Genomic DNA, 18969 nt, shown 5'->3' with positions numbered 1-18969 from the left:
ATCGGGCAACGATGGATCGCAAAGGGGCGTGGGCATGGCGGCGACGAGGAAGGCCGGGCACGGAAGGGGCACACAGGCGGCCGATGCGCGCGAGCTCGTCGCGATCGCCGAACTGGCAGACATGTTGCAGCACTTCGGTGCCGATGCGACCGATGCGCCGATCGACGTCGTGCCGTATCTCGATGGCCTCAAGGCCGTCGCGCACCGTATTCACAGGATGAAGCCGCTCGACGCCGAAGGCCGCGAACTCGCGGCACGGCACTATTACGCCGGCGTGTTTGCGGGTGCCTGCGGCGACGATTCGGCGATCGCGCGCGGCGTATCCGGCAGCGTCGCGCGGCAGGCCGTTGAGGTCAGCCGTGCCGCGCTGCGCTGTTTCGCGGGGCTGGCGCGGATCGGACGCCGGCATGGCCGTGCGTTTGCCGCAAAGCGCGGCGATCGAGTGCCGGCCTAGGCCGGATTGCACGTCGCGCCCGGTTCGCCGATCCCCGTCGACGACGAACGGACCGTGCACCGAATCGATCACGACGCAGTCGCGTGCGGACGCGTCCTGCCGTCGAGGCCGCCCTGTGCCACCCGTCGCCGCGGCCTTATTTCCGCAGGAAGCGCAGTGCCAGGCGCGCCATGCGCGGGACGAACATCGGGCGCAGCAGCCGCTTGTCGTACCCAGCCATCCGCCGGTTGTTCTCGGTGAGGCACAGCTCGATCAGCTCGCGCGGGTTCAACGCTTCGCCGATGTCGGCGGTGCTCGTCGCCGGGAAGTTCGCGTCGCGCGCGACGCCATCGGTGTCGATCCCACGCGCGATGCCGATGCGTTCCCGGATCAGGAACACCCATACGGCCGCAACCCGTGCAAAGAACCACGGCCGGCGCCACCACGGCAAATTGCGCCAGTACCACGCGTACCAGTTCACGAAGAACAGGATGTGGCGGCCTTCCTCCTGGATCACGGGTTCGAAGGTATCGACGAGTTCGGCAGGAAAATAGCCGGAGCGCTGCGCGGAGCGGAACAGGCCGAATGCGAAGAAGCTGTCGATGCATTCGCTGAAGCCGGTCACCATCCACGACCATTCGGGGTCTTTCGGTGCCGGATAGGCCGGTTCGGGGGCGAGCTCGATGCCGTATGCGTGGACCAGTTTCGACAGCACGACCTTGTGCCGCGCCTCCTCGCCGCCGTCCATCTCGAGCGCCCGGCGCAACAGCGGATCGTCGACGGTCGCGGCGAACGTGGCGACGCGGATCGATGCGCGGCCTTCGGTTTGCACGGCGATGTCCCAGATCGGCAGCGACGTGAGCCGCTTGAGTTCGTCGGGCTTGAGCGGTGGCCAGTCGATGACGGCCGGCTTGTACGGGTTGTGTGTATCGAGCAGCATGCGGCAGAACATCTGCCGGTGCGCATCGGAACCGATCCTGACCGGACCCTGACTCTCGAAGGTCCAGTTGCGCATGGCGTGATCTGCCGCTGCATGCTTTTCCTGCAGCGTGTCGGACATGGCTGTTGTTATGCGATTACAAGACGAAAGATTCTTGCATAGCTTCCGTCATCGCGTATTTTCGTGCGGGACTGCGCTGCCCGGGGCAGCGCTCAGGCCTGCGTGTCGACCCAGAGGCGTCCCCAGCGTGACGCATACGCGAGCGCGTGTTCCTCTTCGAAGAAGAAATCGATGGCGTCGAACGACACGGCGCGCGGCGACGGACCGCCGCTTGCCTTTTCGATCGTCAGGTTCGCGGCGAACAGCCCGTTCGGCAACCGGGCAGCAGCGGGGGCGACTTCGTAGCCCTTGTAGCGGATCGTGCGGTTCATGGCGTGCGCATGGAGGGTTCGGGCTTTCAGCGTACGAAAACCCGCGCGCGGCGTGAACCAATCTTTCGACCAATGCAAATCACGCGGCGGGCCGAATCGTTATCGGTGCGGGGAGCCGGCACGCAGCAGAGGCGCCGGCGCGGCGCGTGCCGGACTGTCGGACACGCGCCGCCCGCGCGCGGCGAACGTCGTCGGCCGGGCGCGGGCGGCGGGAAGGCAGGGGATTACTGGTTGGCGATCTTCAGCACGGGGGCGAGCGCGTCGACCGACGCGGCATGCGTGGTTGCGCGATGCGACGCAAACGCCAGCGCGAACTCCGCCGCCTGCGCGCCGACGGTCTCGAGCTGCGCGACGACCTTCGGATCCGAACAGCTGTCGGCGCTGTCGAAGCGCGTTTCGAGCGTGTTCACGGTCGCGCCGAACGGCGTCGGCCAGCCGCGCAGCGCATGGACGATCGAACGCAGCGACGTCAGCACGGTGCCCGCGGCCTGCCAGCCGTAGGCCGTGACGATCAGGCCGACCGCGCGGCCGTCGAGATACGGGCGCTCGTCGGCGCGCAGTTCCTCGAGCGTGTCGAGCGCGTTCTTCACGAGGCCGGACACGCCGCCGTGATAGCCGGGCGTCGCGATGATGATCGCATCGGCTTCGCGCACGGTGTCGATCAGCTCTCGCTGCGCGTCGGTCAGCGCCTTGTGTTCGGGGGCGTAGTGCGGCAGCGTATGCAGGAACGGGCCGTCGAACAGGCGCGTGCGTGCGCCGGCGGCCTGCGCGCCGCGCAGCGCGAACGACAGCGCGCGCTCGGTAGACGACGCGGCTCGGGTGGTGCCGCCGATGCCGACAACGAACGGGCGGCGGTGTTGATCGAATGCAGTCAAGGGGCGCTCCTTGGGATGGCTTGCCCGGCTAAGCACAGGCTTAAAACCAGATGGTAACGACCCCGCCGTCACTCTGAAAACGACTTTTCGTTCTATCGATATGCCATGCACGCGGGTCGGGCGTACGCGCGGCACCGCAGATGGATAGCAGAAATGCTTGGTTGGGACGGCGGGCCGCGCTCGATAAGATGGGCCCGTCTCCTCCATGATGTCTCTACTGACATGGGTTGGCCCCGCCGCGCGGATGCAGGCGGGGCTTTTTTTCGTCCGGCGCAGGAAAGGGGGCGCGATGCGCGCGTTACTCGAACACCGGCCGGAAGAAGCTGCGCTCGTAGCTGACGATGCAGCGCGTTTCTTCCGCATACCGGAACGCGGCCTGGCAGGCGGGATCGGACTTCGAGCGTTCGCGGTAGCGTTCGTACTCGGCGAGGCTCGGGAACGAGAACATTGCGAGCGCGATGTCGTTCGCGCCTTCGGAAGGCAGGAAGTAGCCGTGATGCGTGCCGCCGAATTGCTCGACGAGCGGAATCCACATCTTGCCGTAGGTTTCGAACTGCTCGAGTTTGTACGGATCGATGACGTAGCGAAGGAAGCAGGTGACCATGGGCGTTCGCGGTACTGTGAAGGATCAACGAGTCTGGATCGCGTCACCGGGCGTGTCAACGAGGAAGCGGCCGCGCTCGCGCGAGCATCGTGCATCTCGAACAAGGGATCGCGCGTGCCGAATTGGGTCGTCGAGGATGTGCGCGGCGCGCCTGCGTCGCGGCGTGCGCTCCGCGGCGATGAGCGCGGCCGGTGCGGCCAGCCGCCGTTCGTCGCCGTGGCGAGCGCGTCGGCACGGCCGCGTCGCGGCACGAAGGGCGCGCGGTGCCGGCCTGACTCGTCGTGCCGGCCTGGTGGCGCGGCCTTACTCGTCGCGATGGCCCGTGTCGCCACCGCCACCGCCGCCGCGCGCGAGGCGCCATGCGATCGTGCCGAGCACACCGACCGCGACGACCAGCGCGCTCCACAGCACGTAACGGCGCGTCGCATCCGTATCGGCGGCCGGCTCCGGCGGGACCGCCGAGACCGGCAACGCCGCGCCGACGCGCGCGGGCCGCACTTCCGGCGCCATTCCGACCAGCAGCGCATCGCGGCTTGCGGCCGATGACGGCAGCGACGCATTGCCGACGCCGAGCGTGAACGGCGGCGTGCCGCGCGCGACGAAGGTCAGCGCGGCCGGGTGCCAGCCGATCGCAACGGCCGGCTGACCGCCGCCGAGCCCGCCGTTGCGCATGTCGACGACGATCCGCCACGCGCGATCCGGTTTCGGCGCGAACGCCAGCGGCGAATTGCGCTGTTCGCCACCGTTGCCCTGCAGCCGGAACAGCGCGGCGTCGGCGACGTCGCGCCACGGCGCTTGCGCGTCGGGGCGACTCTGCAGCGTTGCGCGCGCAACCGTATTCGGCTGCGGCAGGTCGATGCGCACGCGATCGACTGGATACGCGCCGTCGGTGTCGAACAGATACTCGCCGGGCGTGTTGCCTGCCCGCACGTGCACGGCGTCGCGCCATTGGCGCGGCACGGCCGCGGTGTCCGTCGTGCGCGCATCATGCGGTCGCGTTTCGATCTCGATCGATCCGATCGCGGGCGCGCTGTCGAGCCAGTCGAGCCGCAGGTAGCGCGGCCCCGTGCCTTCCAGTGCGATGCGTTCCTGCATCAGCATGTCGCCGCCGCGCCCGACCTTCAGCAGTTGCGTGCTGCCGAGCGAGCGCCAGCTGCGCAGGTCGTCGCTCGCTTGCACGGCGACGCGCCCCTGGTAGCTGTCGTCGCTCACGTGCACGAGCAGCGCGTCGACCTCGCCGTCGGCATGCGACAGGTCGACGAGATCGGCCGCGTGCTTCGCGGGAGCCGGCGCGGTGACGGCCGCGCGCAGCGAGCCGTCCGGCGCGACCGACACGCCGAGCGGCGCGTGGCCGTCGTCGGTGCGGGCAGGCGGCAGCGGGAACCAGTGCACCGGCGTGCGCGACGGCGGCGCGGCGGCCGCTGCGGGCGCATCGAGCGAATACGGCACGGGTTCGCCGGCGCCGTTGAAGATGCGCACGTCGCCGAGATCGTCGCGCCGGCTGGCCGCATACACGGCCTGCGGCACGGTGAGCTGGTAATACGCGGCGCTGCCGTCGAGATCGAGCGCGAAGCGTCGGGCGACGCGCTCGGCGCCCGGCGTGCCGTCGGCCGCCGCGAACGACGTCAGCAGGCTCAGGCCGAGCAGGGCTGCGAGTCGTTTCATGATGGGGTGTCGTCCCGTTGAGCCGCGGCCTTCGGCGGCAGCGGCGAGAAATAGCCGATCAACAGCAGCAGCACGCCGATGCCGATGAACGATACGATGCGTTCGATGCCGGTGACGTGCGACAGGTCGAACAGGAACAGCTTGATCACCGTGAGCGCGAGCAGCGCGGCGCCGACGAACCACAGCGGACGCAACCCGCGGCGGGTGGCCCAGATCATTGTCGCGAGCGCGCAGAGCGTCCAGTACACGGAGACCGACGCCTGCACGAGGGTCGATTCCGCCATTGCGTCGAAGGCGTACGGCACGCCGGTCCAGTGATGCAGCGTGCGCAGCAGGATCGCGTTCAGCCACAGGAAGGCCGTCGCGCCGGCCGCGCCGAGCAGCTCGACGCGATAGTTGCCGAACGACCAGCCGAGCTTGCGCGCGCGCACGAACCACGACGCGGCGAGTGCATAGACCACCACGAGCACCAGATCGAGCGGATTGAGCAGCGGAATGCGTGCCCAGCTGCCGCCGTCCTGCGTGAAGTTCGCGTAGAAGGTCCAGACCCACATTACGACGATCAGCGGCAAGGACGCGAGCGCGCACACGCGCGCGACGCCTTCGCGGCGCGTCAGCCACATGCCGGCGAACGCGAACAGGCTCCAGCCGACCATGAACACCTGCTGGATGCCGAACGACGACAGCACGGTGTCGATGTCGTAGGCCAGGTGGAAACGGTGATGCAGCGTGCGCAGCAGCAGCGCGTTGAACCACAGGAATACGGTCGCGAGCGCCGCGAGGTCGGCCGCAAGCGGATGCCAGTCGACGCCGAGCGTCTTCAGGCGGCGCAGCCACGTGGCGAACGCGACGAAGATCAGCAGTTGCGCGACGTCGAGCGGATTGAGCAGCGGCAGCCAGAACAGCGGCGATGCGTCGCCGTCGCTCGTCACGCTCGCGATGCTCCATAGCCACAGCAGCGCGGCGAGCGGTGCGGCACCCCATACCTGGTACGCACGTGGGAACGCGGCGACCGGCCAGCGCAGGCGCGAGCCGGGGCCCGCCACCAGCAGGAGCAGCGCGCCGAAACCGTAGGCCCACGCGCTCCAGCTCCACGCGCCTTCCGGCACGAACGCGCGCAGGCGCCAGAAGCCTTCGAGCGAGAACAGCCCGCACAACGTCCAGAACATCAGCGTGTGCAGCGGCGCGATCACGGGGACGGGGATGGCCGCCACGGCCGACCTGCCCGTCGCCCCGGCTGCGCCCGTTGCCGGACCGGCGGCCGTCGTGCCGCGCGACTGACGCAGCAGCAGCGCATAACATGCGATGACGGCGATCGGCCACGCGAACGCGCCCATGCCCGACAGCGGCGCTTCATGCGAATCGAACGCGCGTAATGCGAGCAGCGCGAGCACCGGCGTCAGCGCGAGTGCCGGCCATTCGGCGATCGGCCACGCGAGCTTGCGGCGCGCGACGTGTGCCAGCCATGCGGTGCCGGCGGCGAACAGCGCGGTTGCGTCGACGACGAAGCGATCCGCGTGCAGATCGACGTGACGGCTCGCGTAGACGAGGATCTCGTGCAGCCCGCCGCTCAGCCACCACAGCAGCCCCCACGCCGCGGCGGCCGCGCCGACGTCCGGCATCCACGCGTGCCATGCGCGCGCTTCGTCGCGCCCGTGCAGCCACCAGCCGGTGAACAGCCCGGCGAGCGCGATCAGCAGCATCGCGATATATGGGCTGTTGAGCACCGGCAGCGCGTTCGCGTCGGCCGGTCCGAGCAGGCTCGTGAAGAATGCGCCGGCCGCGGCGATCTGCATCAGCAGGCCGAACCCGAACGGCGCGAGACGCTTCTCGCGCACGCCGACCCATACGATCGCGGCGCCTTCGATCGCCCACGCGGCACTCGTCGTCGGGCCCGAGAATGCGAGCGGTACCGCGAGCGTCGCGAAGATCACCGCGAGCGCGAGCATCGCTTCGAACAGCAGCGCGAGACGATCGCGGCGGCGTGCGAGCCATGCGGCAACCGCGACGTAGAACGCTGACAGCGCGACCGCGCTCCATGCGAGCCCGAACGGCATGTCCTTCACGAGCGAGGCCTGCAGCGCGGTCGCGACGATCGGCGTGCCGAACACGAGCGTGCCGTCCACGTAGTGACGCAGCGCGAGCTCGCGTTTCACCGCATACAGCAGCGCGATGCCGACATACATCAGGAAGAACAGGATCAGGAACGGTTCGGTGGTCGCGAACAGCGCGGGGCGGTATGCCGTCACGCCCCATGCCGAGCCGATCGTGAACGTGAACACGAAGCCGAGCAGGTTCAGCGGCCGCCAGGCCTTGAACCACGCGATCGCGAAGATGCCCGCGTTCAGTAATGCGTAGTAACTGAACAGCGCGACATGGCTGCCGTGGCCGGTCGACAGCAGCACCGGCGCGAGAAAGCCACCCGCGCTGCCCATGGACGCGAGCGGCAGCGCGTTCTGCTTCACCGCGAGGAACGCGCTCAGCGCGCATACCGCGACCATCAGCGGGAACGCCGCGCCGACCGGCAGCAGCGCGTAGAGCTTGGTTGCGGCGAAGATCGTCAGGTACAGGATGCCGACGCCGCCGCCCTGCAGCACGAGGCCGTAGGCCGCACGGCGCGCACGCATGCGCCAGCCGATCGCGAGCAGCGCGGCCGCGGCGAGTGCCGTGCCGGCCAGCCGGAATTCGATCGGCAGCATGTTGTTGTCGGCCGCGTACTTGAGCAGGAACGCGACGCCGAAGAACAGCACGACGATGCCGACGCGCACGACCGTGTTGCCGCCGAGCAGCCAGTCGCGCGCGGCGCGGAGCGCGCGTTCGGCGATGCCGGGTTCGCGGGGCTTTGGCGGGGCGGGCGGGGCAGGGCGGGGGGACGTTGCGGGCGGATTCGTCGGTGTACCGGTAGCGGCCTGCGCGTCGCGCGTGCGCGGGGCGACGGCCGGCGCGGGAGCGGGCGTGGACATCGACGATGGCGTGGCGGTGCTCGCGGCGACGGGCTGCATGGAGGGCCGCGGCGGCATCGTGGCCTGCGATGACGTGGCGGTGACCGGCGGCGCCGACGGCGCCAGCGCGGCGCTGCCCGTCGCGGCGGCACCGGCCTTCGCGCCGGCGAGCTGGCCGCGCAGCACATCGAGCTCGCGCGTGAGCGCGTCGACCGTCGCTTCGAGGCGCGCGACGCGATCGGCGAGCGGAACGGGCGGCGAATGCGGCGTCGCGGGGGGCGCGGATATCGCGAATTCGCCGGGTGTCGTGCCGCCGTTCTTGCGCTTGCGTTGCTGCAGTGCATGGCCGATGCAGAACCCGACCGCCGCACCGAGCAGCGTGCCGTTGGCGGCGGAGAAATCCCCGAACAATGCGGCGATACCGCCCACGATGAAACCGATTGCGGCAAAAGCCCAATTCATCGCCTAGCTCCCTCTCTCGTTTCGTTATCGTCCTTCGATCGTCGCGTGGTCCGATCGAGGCTGTTTGGGCATGGCCGGCAGGCGAACCGGCATGCGCGCACCGTTGGCTCGATGCCGTGCGCAAGGCGCGTTGCGGCTTCACAATCGGTGTGGTTGCCGGCAATGTATCACAGCGGCCATGCGGGATTTTCTGGGTTGCGCGCGGGCCTCGAAACGTGGCTGTCGCGCGTTCGCGAAGCGGGTTTTCGTACGACCATTCTTTTTGCTCGAGCGGGGGCAGGCGACACGGTCCGGTCGGACGTGAAATTGTCGCAAAGCGACGCGCGCCCGTTGCGGATCGATGCGGAAAATCACCGCTCGCATGTCCCGCTGCTGCGCACAACTTCCGGACGCGAGGCCCGTCGTTGCTGGCCCTGCGCGTATTGCATTGCCGCAATGGGGTGCCGCCGCGCCCCGCGCCCCGCATGGCGGGGCCGGCGGGCGTGTCGTATTTGCGCAAGCGTTTGTCGTAATTCGTCGGCAGGTCGGGGTTTTTTCTGGCAACTATGTAGGCACGCTATGAGACGCGTGAGTCCCCGCTACACGAGGAGAAGGTTTCAATGGATGCCCCCAAGGTCGTGGTCGAAGGTCTGTGCAAGGTGTTTGGAAGCAACCCGCAGCAGGCGCTCGACATGCTCGCTGCCGGTGCGACGAAAGATGATGTGCTCAAGCGTACCGGTCAGGTCGTCGGCGTGCACAACGTATCGTTCGATGTGCAGGAAGGCGAAATATTCGTGCTGATGGGCCTGTCCGGCTCCGGCAAATCCACGCTGATCCGCCTCGTGAATCGGCTGGTCGATCCGAGCGCCGGCAAGGTGCTGATCGACGGGCTCGACGTCGCGTCGGCACGCCGCTCGGCGCTGACCGCGCTGCGTCGCAAGGACATGAGCATGGTGTTTCAGTCGTTCGCGCTGATGCCGCATCGCTCCGTGGTGTCGAATGCCGCGTTCGGCCTCGAGGTCGCGGGCGTCGGCAAGAAGGAACGCGAGCGCCGGGCGATGGAAGTGCTCGAGCAGGTCGGTCTGGCACCGTTCTCGCACAAGCTGCCGTCCGAGCTGTCGGGCGGCATGCAGCAGCGCGTCGGCCTCGCCCGCGCGCTGGCCGTGAACCCGTCGCTGATGATCATGGACGAGGCGTTCTCCGCGCTCGATCCGCTCAAGCGCCGCGAAATGCAGGACGTGCTGCTGCAACTGCAGAAGGAACAACGCCGCACGATCATGTTCGTGTCGCACGATCTGGAGGAGGCGCTGCGCATCGGCAACCGCATCGCGATCATGGAAGGCGGCCGGCTCGTGCAGGTCGGCACGCCGCAGGACATCATCGCGAACCCGGCCGACGACTACGTGCGCGCATTCTTCGACGGCATCGACACCAGCCGCTATCTCACTGCCGGCGACCTGATGCAGACGGGCGCCGTGCCAACCATGTCGAAGTGCGATGCCGCGAACGTCGCGGCGACGCTGAACGGCAGTGCCGAATACGCGTTCGTGCTCGACGCCCAACGCAAGATTCGTGGCTTCGTCACGCGCGATGCGATCGGTCAGGCCACGCCGTCGGTGCGGCCGATCGAAAGCATCCGGCGCGATGCGTCGCTCGAACATGTCGTCGCGCGCGTGGTCGCGAGCCCGAATGCACTGCCCGTCGTCGACGACGACGGCTGCTACTGCGGCTCTGTCGACCGCGCACTTATCCTGAAGGCAATCACGCGTTCGCGAGGCTCCCATGTCTGAAATGATTCCGCTCGGTACCTGGGTCGACCAGTCCGTTCACTACCTGCTCGACCATGACGCATCGACGTTCGATGCGATCGGCCGCGCGATCGAGGGCCTCGCCGCACTCGTCGAACACAGCCTGCAGGCGATCCCGATGTGGCTGATGATGGCGATCTTCATCGGCGTGGGCTTGTGGCGCGTGGGCTGGCGCTTCGCGCTGTTCACCACCGCATCGCTGCTGCTGATCTTCGCGACGGGCTTCTGGGACCAGACCGTCATCACGCTCGGCCTCACGCTGTCGTCGACGATCATCAGCCTCGTGCTCGGCGTTCCGCTCGGCATCTGGGCCGCGAAGAGCAAGTGGGTCGCCACGATCGTGCGTCCGATCCTCGACCTGATGCAGACGATGCCTGCGTTCGTCTACCTGATTCCGGCCGCGATGCTGTTCGGTCTCGGCCGCGTGCCGGGGATCCTGTCGACGGTGATCTTCGCGATGCCGCCGGCCGTGCGCCTGACGAGCCTCGGCATCCGTCACGTGAACCGCGAGATCGTCGAAGCCGGCCAGGCATTCGGTTGCACGCCGTGGCAGTTGCTGTACAAGGTGCAGTTCCCGAACGCACTGCCGTCGATCATGCAGGGCGTGAACCAGACGATCATGATGGCGCTGTCGATGGTGATCATCGCGTCGATGGTCGGCGCGGGCGGCCTCGGCAACGACGTGCTCGCAAGTATCCAGCGTCTCGACATTGGCCTCGGCTTCGAAAGCGGTCTGTCGGTCGTGCTGCTCGCGATCATTCTCGACCGCATCACCGAGAGCTTCGGCCGCGCGCCGGGCGCCGCGAAAGCACCGCTGTTCTCGGGCCTGAAGCAGCTGTTCCGCGCGAAGGCGGCACCCGCTCGAGCCTGATCCACCGGCGGCCGGTTCTTCTTCCGGCCGCCTTCCCCGATTCGACACCGGTTTCCGTGGCATGTGCCGCGGGACTGGCGTCCTGTAACCTGCTCAACCGTTTGCCAGGAGCCCGATGTGACGTCCGCCGCCGCTGCCGCGCCCGCCGCTTGCGTTTCACCGGTTTCGTCCCTCGCCCATTTCGGCTTCCTGACGCTGCCGAATTTCTCGATGATCGCGTTCTCGAGCGCAGTCGAAGTGCTTCGGATGGCGAACTATGTCGGGCGCGACGACCATTACCGATGGTCGATCTATTCGCTCGACGGCGCTCCCGTGCATGCCAGCAACGGCATCGCGGTGCGGCCGACCCAGGCGCTCGACTACACGAACCTGCCCGACGTGATGATCGTGTGCGGCGGGATTCGCATCCGTGACGTGGTCGACGACGGCGCGCGCGACACGCTCACGGCGCTTGCCGAACGCGGGCTGCCGCTGGGCGGCATCTGTACCGGCGCATATGCGCTGATGGCCGGCGGGCTGCTCGACGGCTATCGCTGCACCGTGCACTGGGAGAACCTGTCCGCGCTGCATGCGGAGTTTCCTCAGGTGGGGTTTGCCGACGAGCTGTTCGTCGTCGATCGCGACCGGCTCACCTGCACCGGCGGCACAGCGCCGCTCGACCTGATGCTGAACCTCGTTGGCATGCGCTTCGGCCAGCAGCTCGCCGCGCAGGTGTCCGAACAGTTCATTCTCGAGCGCATCCGCAGCTCGACCGACACGCAGCCGATTCCGGTCGATGCGCGCGTCGGCTTCTCGCGCGCGGAGCTGATCGAGGTCGTGCGGCTGATGGAGGCGAACATCGAGGAGCCGCTGTCGCTCGAGGAACTCGCGCGGCTCGTGCGGCTGTCGCAGCGGCATCTGCAGCGGATGTTCAAGGTGTACCTGAACGTATCGCCGACTCACTATTACCTGACGCTGCGGCTGAAACGCGCGCGCGACCTGCTGCGCACGACCGACGCGTCGATCGCGCGCGTGACGGCGACGTGCGGATTCCATTCGCCGTGTCACTTCAGCAAGGCCTACCGTGCCCAGTTCGGTCACGCGCCGAGCTACGAGCGCCGGCTGCCCGGGCGCTGACACGGCCGGCGCGAACCGTTCGGTCCGCGACGCCGCCGGGATCGCGGCGAGCGGCTTCAACCATCGATCCCGCATCCATGAAAAACGACGTCAATTTGAGGAGAAGACAGATGAAGCGCCTATTGATCGCAGCGGTATGCGGGATCGGGATCGCCACACCGATGTCGGCGGTTTATGCGGCCGACCCGCCCGTGTGCAAGAACGTGCGCTTCGCGGACGTCGGCTGGTCCGACATCGCGGCGACCACCGGCCTCGCATCGACGATGCTGCAGGGGCTCGGCTACTCCCCGACCAAGACGATCGCATCGGTGCCGATCACGTTCGCCGGCATCAAGAGCAAGCAGATCGACGTGTTTCTCGGCTACTGGTCGCCGACGATGGACCCGATCATCCAGCCGTTCACGAAGGCCGGCACGATCAAGGTGCTCGCCACGCCTAACCTGACCGGCGCGAAATACACGCTCGCGGTGCCCGACTATGTGTACCAGGGCGGCCTGAAGTCGTTCGCCGACATCCAGAAGTACGCGGACAAGCTCAACGGCAAGATCTACGGGATCGAACCGGGCAACGACGGCAACCTGCTGATCAAGAAGATGATCGACGGCAACCAGTTCGGCCTCGGGAAGTTCAAGATGGTCGAGTCGAGCGAGGCGGGGATGCTGGTCGAGGTGAATCGCGCGATCCGCGACAAGCAGTGGATTGTGTTCCTCGGCTGGGAACCGCATCCGATGAACGTGCAGATGAAGATCGATTACCTGACCGGCGGCGACGACGTGTTCGGGCCGAACTACGGCGAGGCGAAGGTGCTGACGGCCACGCCGCCCGACTACGCGCAGCGCTGCCCGAACGTCGCGAAGTTCGTGTCGAACCTGCAGTTCACGACGTCGATCGAGAACCACGTGATGGTGCCGATCATGAACAAGCAAGACCCGAACAAGGCCGCCGCCGAGTGGCTGAAGGCGAACCCGCAATCGCTCGACAAGTGGCTGGCCGGCGTGACGACGATCGACGGCAAGCCGGGTCTGCCGGCAGTGAAGGCGTATCTCGGCGTGCATTGAGCGACACCGCGCGGGCTTTCCGGTTGCGGCCGGAAGCCCGATGCCGATCTCGAGCCGCCGGAGGCAGGGCTGACGCCCCGCTTCCGGCGGCTTCGTCGTTTTTACAGGGCGGCAGGGCGCTTCGCTGCCGGCGCGACGCTTCCCGGCACTCGAACCATGCGTTGAAGATCATGTTCCACAGCATCGCGATCGCGGACATCGTCACCGACAGCGCGCCCGAATAGCCCCGGTCCTGCTTGCCTTTCGCGGCGGTGCGCGCGGATCGTTCGTTACCCGAAACGCACGCAATACACCGGCGGCAAATGCGCGGAGATTTGCCGCCAGTGCTCGCCGCCGTCACCGGACGTCCATAGCCCGCCCGTCGTCGATGCCATCGCGAGACGCGTGCCGGAGTCGTCCACCGCGAGCCCGTGCCGATACACGAGGTCGTAGGCCGGCGCGGGCGGCAACCCGTTCGACAGGCTCTCGAAGCTGCGGCCGCCGTCGCGCGTGCGCGTAACGACGAACCGGCCGTTGACCGGAATCCGGCACGCATCCTTCACGGCCGGTACGAACCACGCGGTGTCGGGATCCGCCGGATGCACGGCGACCGCGAAGCCGAAGCTCGACGGCTGCGCTTCGATGCGCTGCCAGTGTGCGGCGCCATCGGTCGAGCGGAAGATCGCGCAGTGATGCTGGGTCCACAGTACATCGGGATTGGCCGCGCACTGGACGACGCGATGCGGGTCCTGCACGTTGGGCTCGCCGCGTCGCTCGGGCGGCATGTAATCGGCTTCCATGCCGTCGGCGCTGACGCGCCAGGTCGCGCCGCCGTCGAAGGTCTGCCAGACGCCGCCGCACGAGATGCCGATCGTCACGTGGCGGCTGTCGCGCGGATCGACCATCACCGAATGGATGCCCGGCGCGTCGTAGCCGCCGCCGAACCACTCGGGGCGCTCCGGGCGATCCCACAGTGCGCGGTTGAGCACCCACGAGTCGCCGCCATCGTCGGAGCGGAACAATCCGCCCGGTATCGTGCCGGCCCACAGTACGCCCGGCTCGTCGGCGCCGCCGGTTTCGAGCGACCAGATCTGCTGAAGCGTCCACGGCGGGCGCGGCGGGGCGGGTGCTTCGTCGTCGGCATCGCCGGCGTGGGTGTCGGCAGCGGCGCGCGGCGCGTCGGCGGGTTGCGGCGGATACACGGGAACCGCGCATTCTTCCCATTCGGCCACGCCGGCGCGGCGGCGATGCAGCTTGACGCCGAAATGGCCGAGATTGAGCGCCGCATACAGCGTGCCGTCGCGCGGGTCGGCGAGCGCCATGCTGACCGGTTCGCCGATGAAGTGCGGCTCGCCGAGCGACCAGCCGCCGTTGCCGTCGGCGTGCAGCACGAACAGGCCCTTGCGGGTCGCGACGAGCAGTCGATCGTTCATGTCGGGTGTCTCCTGTGGGCGCGGTCGGGCGCTTGCTTCGCTGAAGATGCGTCCCTTTATCCGCCGGACAACGCCTGCACGACATAGACGCGGCTGGCGTCGCCGAGCGCATCGGACAGGTGCTGCCGGTCGCGCACCGGCTGGCCGTCGATGAACACCGACAGGTGCTTTCTCAGCACGCCCTGGTCGTCGACGATGTAGCCGCGCAGCCGCGGTTGTTCGCCGAAGACGGTTTCGAGCGCTTCGCCGAGCGTCCGGGCGTCGATGTCGCGCTCGGGCGTGTCGATATGCCGCTGGATCGACGCCGCGAAAAAGAGGTGGGCCATGACAGTGGCTGGCAGGAGCCGCGCGGGGGGAACGGTCTGTAGTTTAGGCGATCGATCGGGCCAGCAGCGACATTGCCGTACGGCGCGGCGTCACGGCGATCTTGCTGCGCCGCGCAATGGCCGGTGCGCCCGCTCGCCCGGCTACGCGTACTTGTCGCCGACCGTACTGCGGACCGGATGCGTGTCGTAGACGATGATCATGCGCTCGATGCGTGCATCCTCGTCGAATTCGAATACGTCCACGCACTCGAACTGCACCGCGGAGCCGTCCTTCAGTCCCCAGTCGTAGGTGAAATAGCCGGTGGCACGACGTGCGCCCGTCGCGCTGACGCAGATGTCGATCGGCGTGATCCGGCTTTGTCCGGATGCCGCGGCGACCTTTTCGAAGAACGGCTGCGGCGCCATCCAGCCGAGAAACGGCGAGAATATCCGCGCGTCCGGCGTGAACAGTGCACAGATCGCGGCGACGTCGCCGCGTTCGAGCGCTTTCAGGTAGGTATCGACCTGCCGCGTGTATAGTGCGTCGGACGACGAGCCCATGGTATTTCTCCGCTGATTGTTGACGAGCCATCCGCGACAGCCGTCGCGATCCGGTTCAACCACGATAGCGATGCAGCAATGACCGAACAAACGAAAAATCCGCAACCCGGGTATGCCGCCCGCGCATATCCGCTGGCGGATCTGACCCGCGCGCTGCCGCCGCTGACGGCATTCCAGGCGTTTGTCGCCGCCGCCGAACTGGGCAGCTTCAACCGGGCCGCCGAGCATCTGTGCCGGACCCAGGGCGCGGTGAGCCGTCAGGTGCAGCAACTGGAAGCGCACTACCGATGTGCGTTGTTCGTCCGTCATCCGTCGGGACTGACGTTGACCGCGGAAGGCAGCGCGTTGCTGACGGTGGCCGTCGACGTACTCGCGCAACTGGTGCGGCACGCGCATACCCACGCGCATGCTGCGTCGACCCTGACGGTGCGCTTGCCTTCCACGTTCGCGATTCGCTGGCTGCTGCCGCGGCTGGCGGCGCTCAATCACGCATTGCCGCGGACCGAATTGCGCATTCATACGTCGGCGGACGACACGCCGGATTTCACCGACGCCGATTTCGATGCCATTGTCGTGCGCGGCACCGGAAGCTGGGCGGGCATGGCGGCGGTTCCGCTGTTCGACGAATGCCTGACGCCGATGTGTACGCGCGAGACCGCTGCATCGTTGAAGTCGATCGCCGATCTCGCGCATGCGACGCTGCTGCATCCTGCGAGCAGTCGCGACGAATGGCGATGCTGGCTCGATGCCGTCGGCGCCACGCAGGTCGATCCGGGTACCGGGCTCGTATTCGATACGCTCGAATTGACACTGACCGCCGCGGCTCAGGCGCACGGCGTCGCGATCGGCGACCCGCGCATGGCGGCGGAACGGCTGGAAGCCGGAACGCTGGTCGCCCCGTTTTCACAGGTGGCGCGCAACGGTCTCGGCTATTACCTCGTCTACCCGGTGCAACGCGCCGCGCAGCCCTCGATTCAGACGCTCGCAGCGGCTCTGGCGCGTCTCGCGCACGAGGATTGAGATCGCAACAGGCGTGCGCCGGACGGTTGGCTAAACCGGAATCGACCGTCCTCGCATGCGGATCCCGAGCCGCACGATGCCGATTACCGCATTCGACAGCCACGTCAGCAAGCGGGGCATGCCGGGCCGGCGGATATCGAGCAGCAGCACGATTCGCACTTCGCCGCTGTCGTTCCACACCTCGTGCACGAACGTGTCGTCCCATAGCAGGAAGCGGCCCTCTTCGAGCCGGTATTCGCTGCCGTCGATTTTCAGCACCGCAGCCGGCGTGCCGTCCGCGCGCTTCGGCATCGACAACACCAGATAGCCGCGCAGGATGCCGCGAAACGGCCCGCGATGCGGCGGGATGTGCTTGCCCGGCGCGAGGAACGACAGCGACGCGGACAGCACGTCCGGCGACGCCGCAACGATCGACGCGACGGTCGGACAGCGTGACAGGTTGCGCGGGAACGGCTGGCCATAAGCCTGCATGATGAACATCCGCCAGTCGCGCGCATCGTTGGCGGAGATGTCGTACTGCTCGCGCATGATCTCGTGAAAGCGCGGGATGCGCGGCATGTCGCGTGCAACGGCGAACGCCTCCGCCTGGATGTCGCGCCACGCATGGACGAACCGCTCGGCGCCGGGAAACGCGGCCGTGTCGAGCACCGCGCCGCCGTCGATATGGCGGTCGTACAGCGTGCGAAGCAGGCCGGCTGCATAGTCGTAAGCGACGGACATGATCGAGAGGCGATTCACAGGGTGTCGTCAGTCTGCCCCACGTGTGGTGGGGGCTGCGTTACGTCAGGTTACGCCGGCTGACGATCGAATGACAGCGGGATCAACCGACGGCGGAGGCGCCGCCGGAAAACGGACAGGCCCTGTGGGCGGCCGCGCCACGCGATTGGAAATGCAGCCGGGAATAAATGGACACCGGGCGTCGTCATACGGGGTGTAGCACGTCGTCTCATTGACTTCCGAAGGAGCGAAACATGAACACGCATTGGCTGGTGGCCGCCACGGTGGCGGCGATTTCCGTCGCGAGCGTCGCGACGCCCGCGTCGGCCCAGGCGCTGACGCGCGCGCAGGTCAGGCAGCAACTGATCGACGCCGAAAACAACGGGCTGCGCTTCGTGACCGACACATCGTATCCGGCGATGAGCCCGCTCTTCCAGCGGCAGGCCGAACAGATGCCGCAGCATCAGGCCGAGACCGCGGTCGGCAGCGATCCCGCGGCGGCTTCCGATGCGGGCAGGCCGGCGGCACTGCCGGCCCGTCCGCGCTCGAACGCGTGCGTGGGCCCCGAGAGCTTCTGCACGCCGTATTTCGGCAGCTGACCTGAAGGCCTGCGTCGCCGGGTTCGACATTCACCACGCTTGATCGGTATGCAACATTGAAGGAGTTCATGATGAAAACTTGTATCGCACTACTGATGATGATCGGTGCAATATCCGGTCAGTCTGCATTCGCGCAATCGAATGCCCCGCTTACGCGTGCACAGGTTCGCGAGGAGCTGATTCGTCTGGAGGCGGCCGGGTACGACCCGTCGAAGGGCGACGACGGCGAATATCCGGCGGACATCCAGGCCGCGCAGGCGAAGCTCGTCGAGCAGGATCGGGCGAGGGTGGCCGCTTCGGCTGCCGCGCGGGCACCGGCTGCCGGCATGCCGGCGCAGATCGACAACTAGGCGCCGATATGTACGTATGCCTCTTCAGGCCGTCGTGTTCGCGGTACGGCAATCCGCATGCCGTTCGCGGCACGCGGCCCGATCGAACTGCACGGACGGCCATGCCGTCGATTGCGCGCCGCTTCGCGCGGCGCCGCGATCAACTCGTCGTCCGGTTCCGCTGGGCGCGCAGGTCGATCGCAGGATGAGCAGGGATGCGGACGATATCGCGATCCGCACATGGCGTGCCGGGATGCGAGCGGCGCGCTTACCAGGGCATCATCCGTTGCATGACCTGGTCGCGCAGAACGAAACGATGCGCGAGCGCCGCTGCAACGTGAAGGCAAATGCCGCCGAACAGCACCCACGCGAGGATGCCGTGCACGTCGCCCATCGCGTGCCCGAAACCCGATCCGGCCGCCGACAGCGCCGGCAGCGGGACGACGCCGAACAGCGTCACGGCCCATGCGCGCGACGACGCATTGATCCAGCCGAGCAACGGCACCGCGATCAGCAGTGCGTAGAGCGCGAAATGTGTTGCGCCCGACGCCGTGCGCATCGCGGGCGACAGTGCGTCGGCGGGCGGACGATGCGTCGCGCGCCAGAGCACGCGACAGGCCATCGCGGCGATGAGCGCGGTGCCCACGATCAGGTGCGCGGCGATCAGCCCGACCGGGCGGGTATCGCGATGCACGTCGGGCATCGTCCAGCCGATCACATACTGCGCGACGACAAGCGCCACGATCAGCCAGTGGAGAAGGCGTGCGACTGAGTCGTATCGGGCGGGTGTAGACATGAAAGCTCCTGGCAAGCGGTGGGGACCGTATCTTCCCGCGGATTCT

General features: G+C 67.6%; 18 protein-coding genes and 1 pseudogene. 8 read left to right on the top strand and 11 right to left on the bottom strand.

Annotation, left to right across the window (positions count from 1 at the left end):
- Nucleotides 1-34: 34 nt before the first annotated feature.
- Nucleotides 35-454, top strand: a complete 420-nt coding sequence (locus tag AC1Z3W_RS14225) for a hypothetical protein (protein WP_483507786.1) — start codon at nucleotides 35-37, stop codon at nucleotides 452-454.
- A 136-nt stretch (nucleotides 455-590) separates the two neighbouring features.
- Here the strand turns inward: AC1Z3W_RS14225 and AC1Z3W_RS14220 are convergent, their stop codons facing one another.
- The 6 genes from AC1Z3W_RS14220 to AC1Z3W_RS14195 all read right to left on the bottom strand — a co-directional run bounded on the left by AC1Z3W_RS14220 (nucleotide 591) and on the right by AC1Z3W_RS14195 (nucleotide 8352).
- On the bottom strand, nucleotides 591-1493 hold the full coding sequence (locus AC1Z3W_RS14220) for a hypothetical protein (RefSeq protein ID WP_057930137.1): 903 nt from the start codon (nucleotides 1491-1493) through the stop codon (nucleotides 591-593).
- A gap of 92 nt (nucleotides 1494-1585) precedes the next feature.
- Nucleotides 1586-1804 carry a hypothetical protein gene (locus AC1Z3W_RS14215; protein ID WP_006749916.1) on the bottom strand — a complete coding sequence of 73 codons (219 nt, stop codon included), beginning with the start codon at nucleotides 1802-1804 and terminating at the stop codon, nucleotides 1586-1588.
- Nucleotides 1805-2028: 224 nt separating this feature from the next.
- Nucleotides 2029-2679 carry an NADPH-dependent FMN reductase gene (locus AC1Z3W_RS14210; RefSeq protein ID WP_057930136.1) on the bottom strand — a complete coding sequence of 217 codons (651 nt, stop codon included), beginning with the start codon at nucleotides 2677-2679 and terminating at the stop codon, nucleotides 2029-2031.
- A 298-nt stretch (nucleotides 2680-2977) separates the two neighbouring features.
- The gene (locus AC1Z3W_RS14205; RefSeq protein ID WP_057930135.1) at nucleotides 2978-3283 is read right to left on the bottom strand and encodes an NIPSNAP family protein; all 306 of its coding nucleotides are present in this window, start codon (nucleotides 3281-3283) and stop codon (nucleotides 2978-2980) included.
- A 303-nt stretch (nucleotides 3284-3586) separates the two neighbouring features.
- Entirely contained in the window at nucleotides 3587-4948 is a 1362-nt protein-coding gene (locus AC1Z3W_RS14200; protein ID WP_124833833.1) for a DUF3999 domain-containing protein, read from the bottom strand.
- Complete coding sequence (locus tag AC1Z3W_RS14195) at nucleotides 4945-8352, bottom strand: DUF2339 domain-containing protein (RefSeq protein ID WP_483507785.1); 3408 nt, start codon at nucleotides 8350-8352, stop codon at nucleotides 4945-4947. Before AC1Z3W_RS14195 ends, AC1Z3W_RS14200 begins: the two co-directional genes overlap by 4 nt.
- A 477-nt stretch (nucleotides 8353-8829) precedes the next feature.
- Here AC1Z3W_RS14195 and AC1Z3W_RS14190 point away from each other — a divergent pair.
- The 4 genes and pseudogenes from AC1Z3W_RS14190 to AC1Z3W_RS14175 form a co-directional block, all read left to right on the top strand.
- Nucleotides 8830-10121: pseudogene (locus tag AC1Z3W_RS14190) on the top strand (quaternary amine ABC transporter ATP-binding protein); the annotation flags it as partial.
- Entirely contained in the window at nucleotides 10114-11010 is an 897-nt protein-coding gene (choW, locus tag AC1Z3W_RS14185) for a choline ABC transporter permease subunit (protein WP_124833835.1), read from the top strand. The pseudogene AC1Z3W_RS14190 and the gene choW, both read left to right, overlap by 8 nt.
- 117 nt (nucleotides 11011-11127) lie before the next feature.
- Entirely contained in the window at nucleotides 11128-12126 is a 999-nt protein-coding gene (locus AC1Z3W_RS14180) for a GlxA family transcriptional regulator (protein ID WP_057927612.1), read from the top strand.
- A gap of 110 nt (nucleotides 12127-12236) precedes the next feature.
- Nucleotides 12237-13184 carry a choline ABC transporter substrate-binding protein gene (locus AC1Z3W_RS14175; RefSeq protein WP_057927611.1) on the top strand — a complete coding sequence of 316 codons (948 nt, stop codon included), beginning with the start codon at nucleotides 12237-12239 and terminating at the stop codon, nucleotides 13182-13184.
- A gap of 269 nt (nucleotides 13185-13453) precedes the next feature.
- Here the strand turns inward: AC1Z3W_RS14175 and AC1Z3W_RS14170 are convergent, their stop codons facing one another.
- From AC1Z3W_RS14170 to AC1Z3W_RS14160, 3 genes are all read right to left on the bottom strand, one after another.
- Nucleotides 13454-14596 carry a WD40/YVTN/BNR-like repeat-containing protein gene (locus AC1Z3W_RS14170; RefSeq protein ID WP_483507784.1) on the bottom strand — a complete coding sequence of 381 codons (1143 nt, stop codon included), beginning with the start codon at nucleotides 14594-14596 and terminating at the stop codon, nucleotides 13454-13456.
- Nucleotides 14597-14652: 56 nt separating this feature from the next.
- The gene (locus tag AC1Z3W_RS14165) at nucleotides 14653-14922 is read right to left on the bottom strand and encodes a MoaD/ThiS family protein (RefSeq protein ID WP_483507783.1); all 270 of its coding nucleotides are present in this window, start codon (nucleotides 14920-14922) and stop codon (nucleotides 14653-14655) included.
- A gap of 141 nt (nucleotides 14923-15063) precedes the next feature.
- Nucleotides 15064-15462 carry a nuclear transport factor 2 family protein gene (locus AC1Z3W_RS14160; RefSeq protein ID WP_175826233.1) on the bottom strand — a complete coding sequence of 133 codons (399 nt, stop codon included), beginning with the start codon at nucleotides 15460-15462 and terminating at the stop codon, nucleotides 15064-15066.
- A 78-nt stretch (nucleotides 15463-15540) separates the two neighbouring features.
- Here AC1Z3W_RS14160 and AC1Z3W_RS14155 point away from each other — a divergent pair, with 78 nt between their 5' ends.
- Nucleotides 15541-16482: a LysR substrate-binding domain-containing protein gene (locus AC1Z3W_RS14155; RefSeq protein WP_057927608.1), complete on the top strand. Its 942-nt coding sequence runs from the start codon at nucleotides 15541-15543 to the stop codon at nucleotides 16480-16482.
- 30 nt (nucleotides 16483-16512) lie between these two features.
- Here AC1Z3W_RS14155 and AC1Z3W_RS14150 read toward each other — a convergent pair whose 3' ends face one another.
- Complete coding sequence (locus AC1Z3W_RS14150; protein ID WP_124833837.1) at nucleotides 16513-17202, bottom strand: aspartyl/asparaginyl beta-hydroxylase domain-containing protein; 690 nt, start codon at nucleotides 17200-17202, stop codon at nucleotides 16513-16515.
- Nucleotides 17203-17453: 251 nt separating this feature from the next.
- Here AC1Z3W_RS14150 and AC1Z3W_RS14145 point away from each other — a divergent pair, with 251 nt between their 5' ends.
- Nucleotides 17454-17798: a DUF4148 domain-containing protein gene (locus AC1Z3W_RS14145; RefSeq protein WP_057927606.1), complete on the top strand. Its 345-nt coding sequence runs from the start codon at nucleotides 17454-17456 to the stop codon at nucleotides 17796-17798.
- 71 nt (nucleotides 17799-17869) lie between these two features.
- On the top strand, nucleotides 17870-18148 hold the full coding sequence (locus tag AC1Z3W_RS14140; RefSeq protein WP_057927627.1) for a DUF4148 domain-containing protein: 279 nt from the start codon (nucleotides 17870-17872) through the stop codon (nucleotides 18146-18148).
- A 247-nt stretch (nucleotides 18149-18395) separates the two neighbouring features.
- Here the strand turns inward: AC1Z3W_RS14140 and AC1Z3W_RS14135 are convergent, their stop codons facing one another.
- Complete coding sequence (locus AC1Z3W_RS14135) at nucleotides 18396-18923, bottom strand: cytochrome b (protein ID WP_057927605.1); 528 nt, start codon at nucleotides 18921-18923, stop codon at nucleotides 18396-18398.
- Nucleotides 18924-18969 lie beyond the last annotated feature (46 nt).

This window comes from Burkholderia sp. 10_S31, assembly GCF_056930375.1.
The sequence above is the reverse complement of the archived record's forward strand: the minus strand, read 5'-3'. Positions and strand labels throughout refer to the sequence as shown.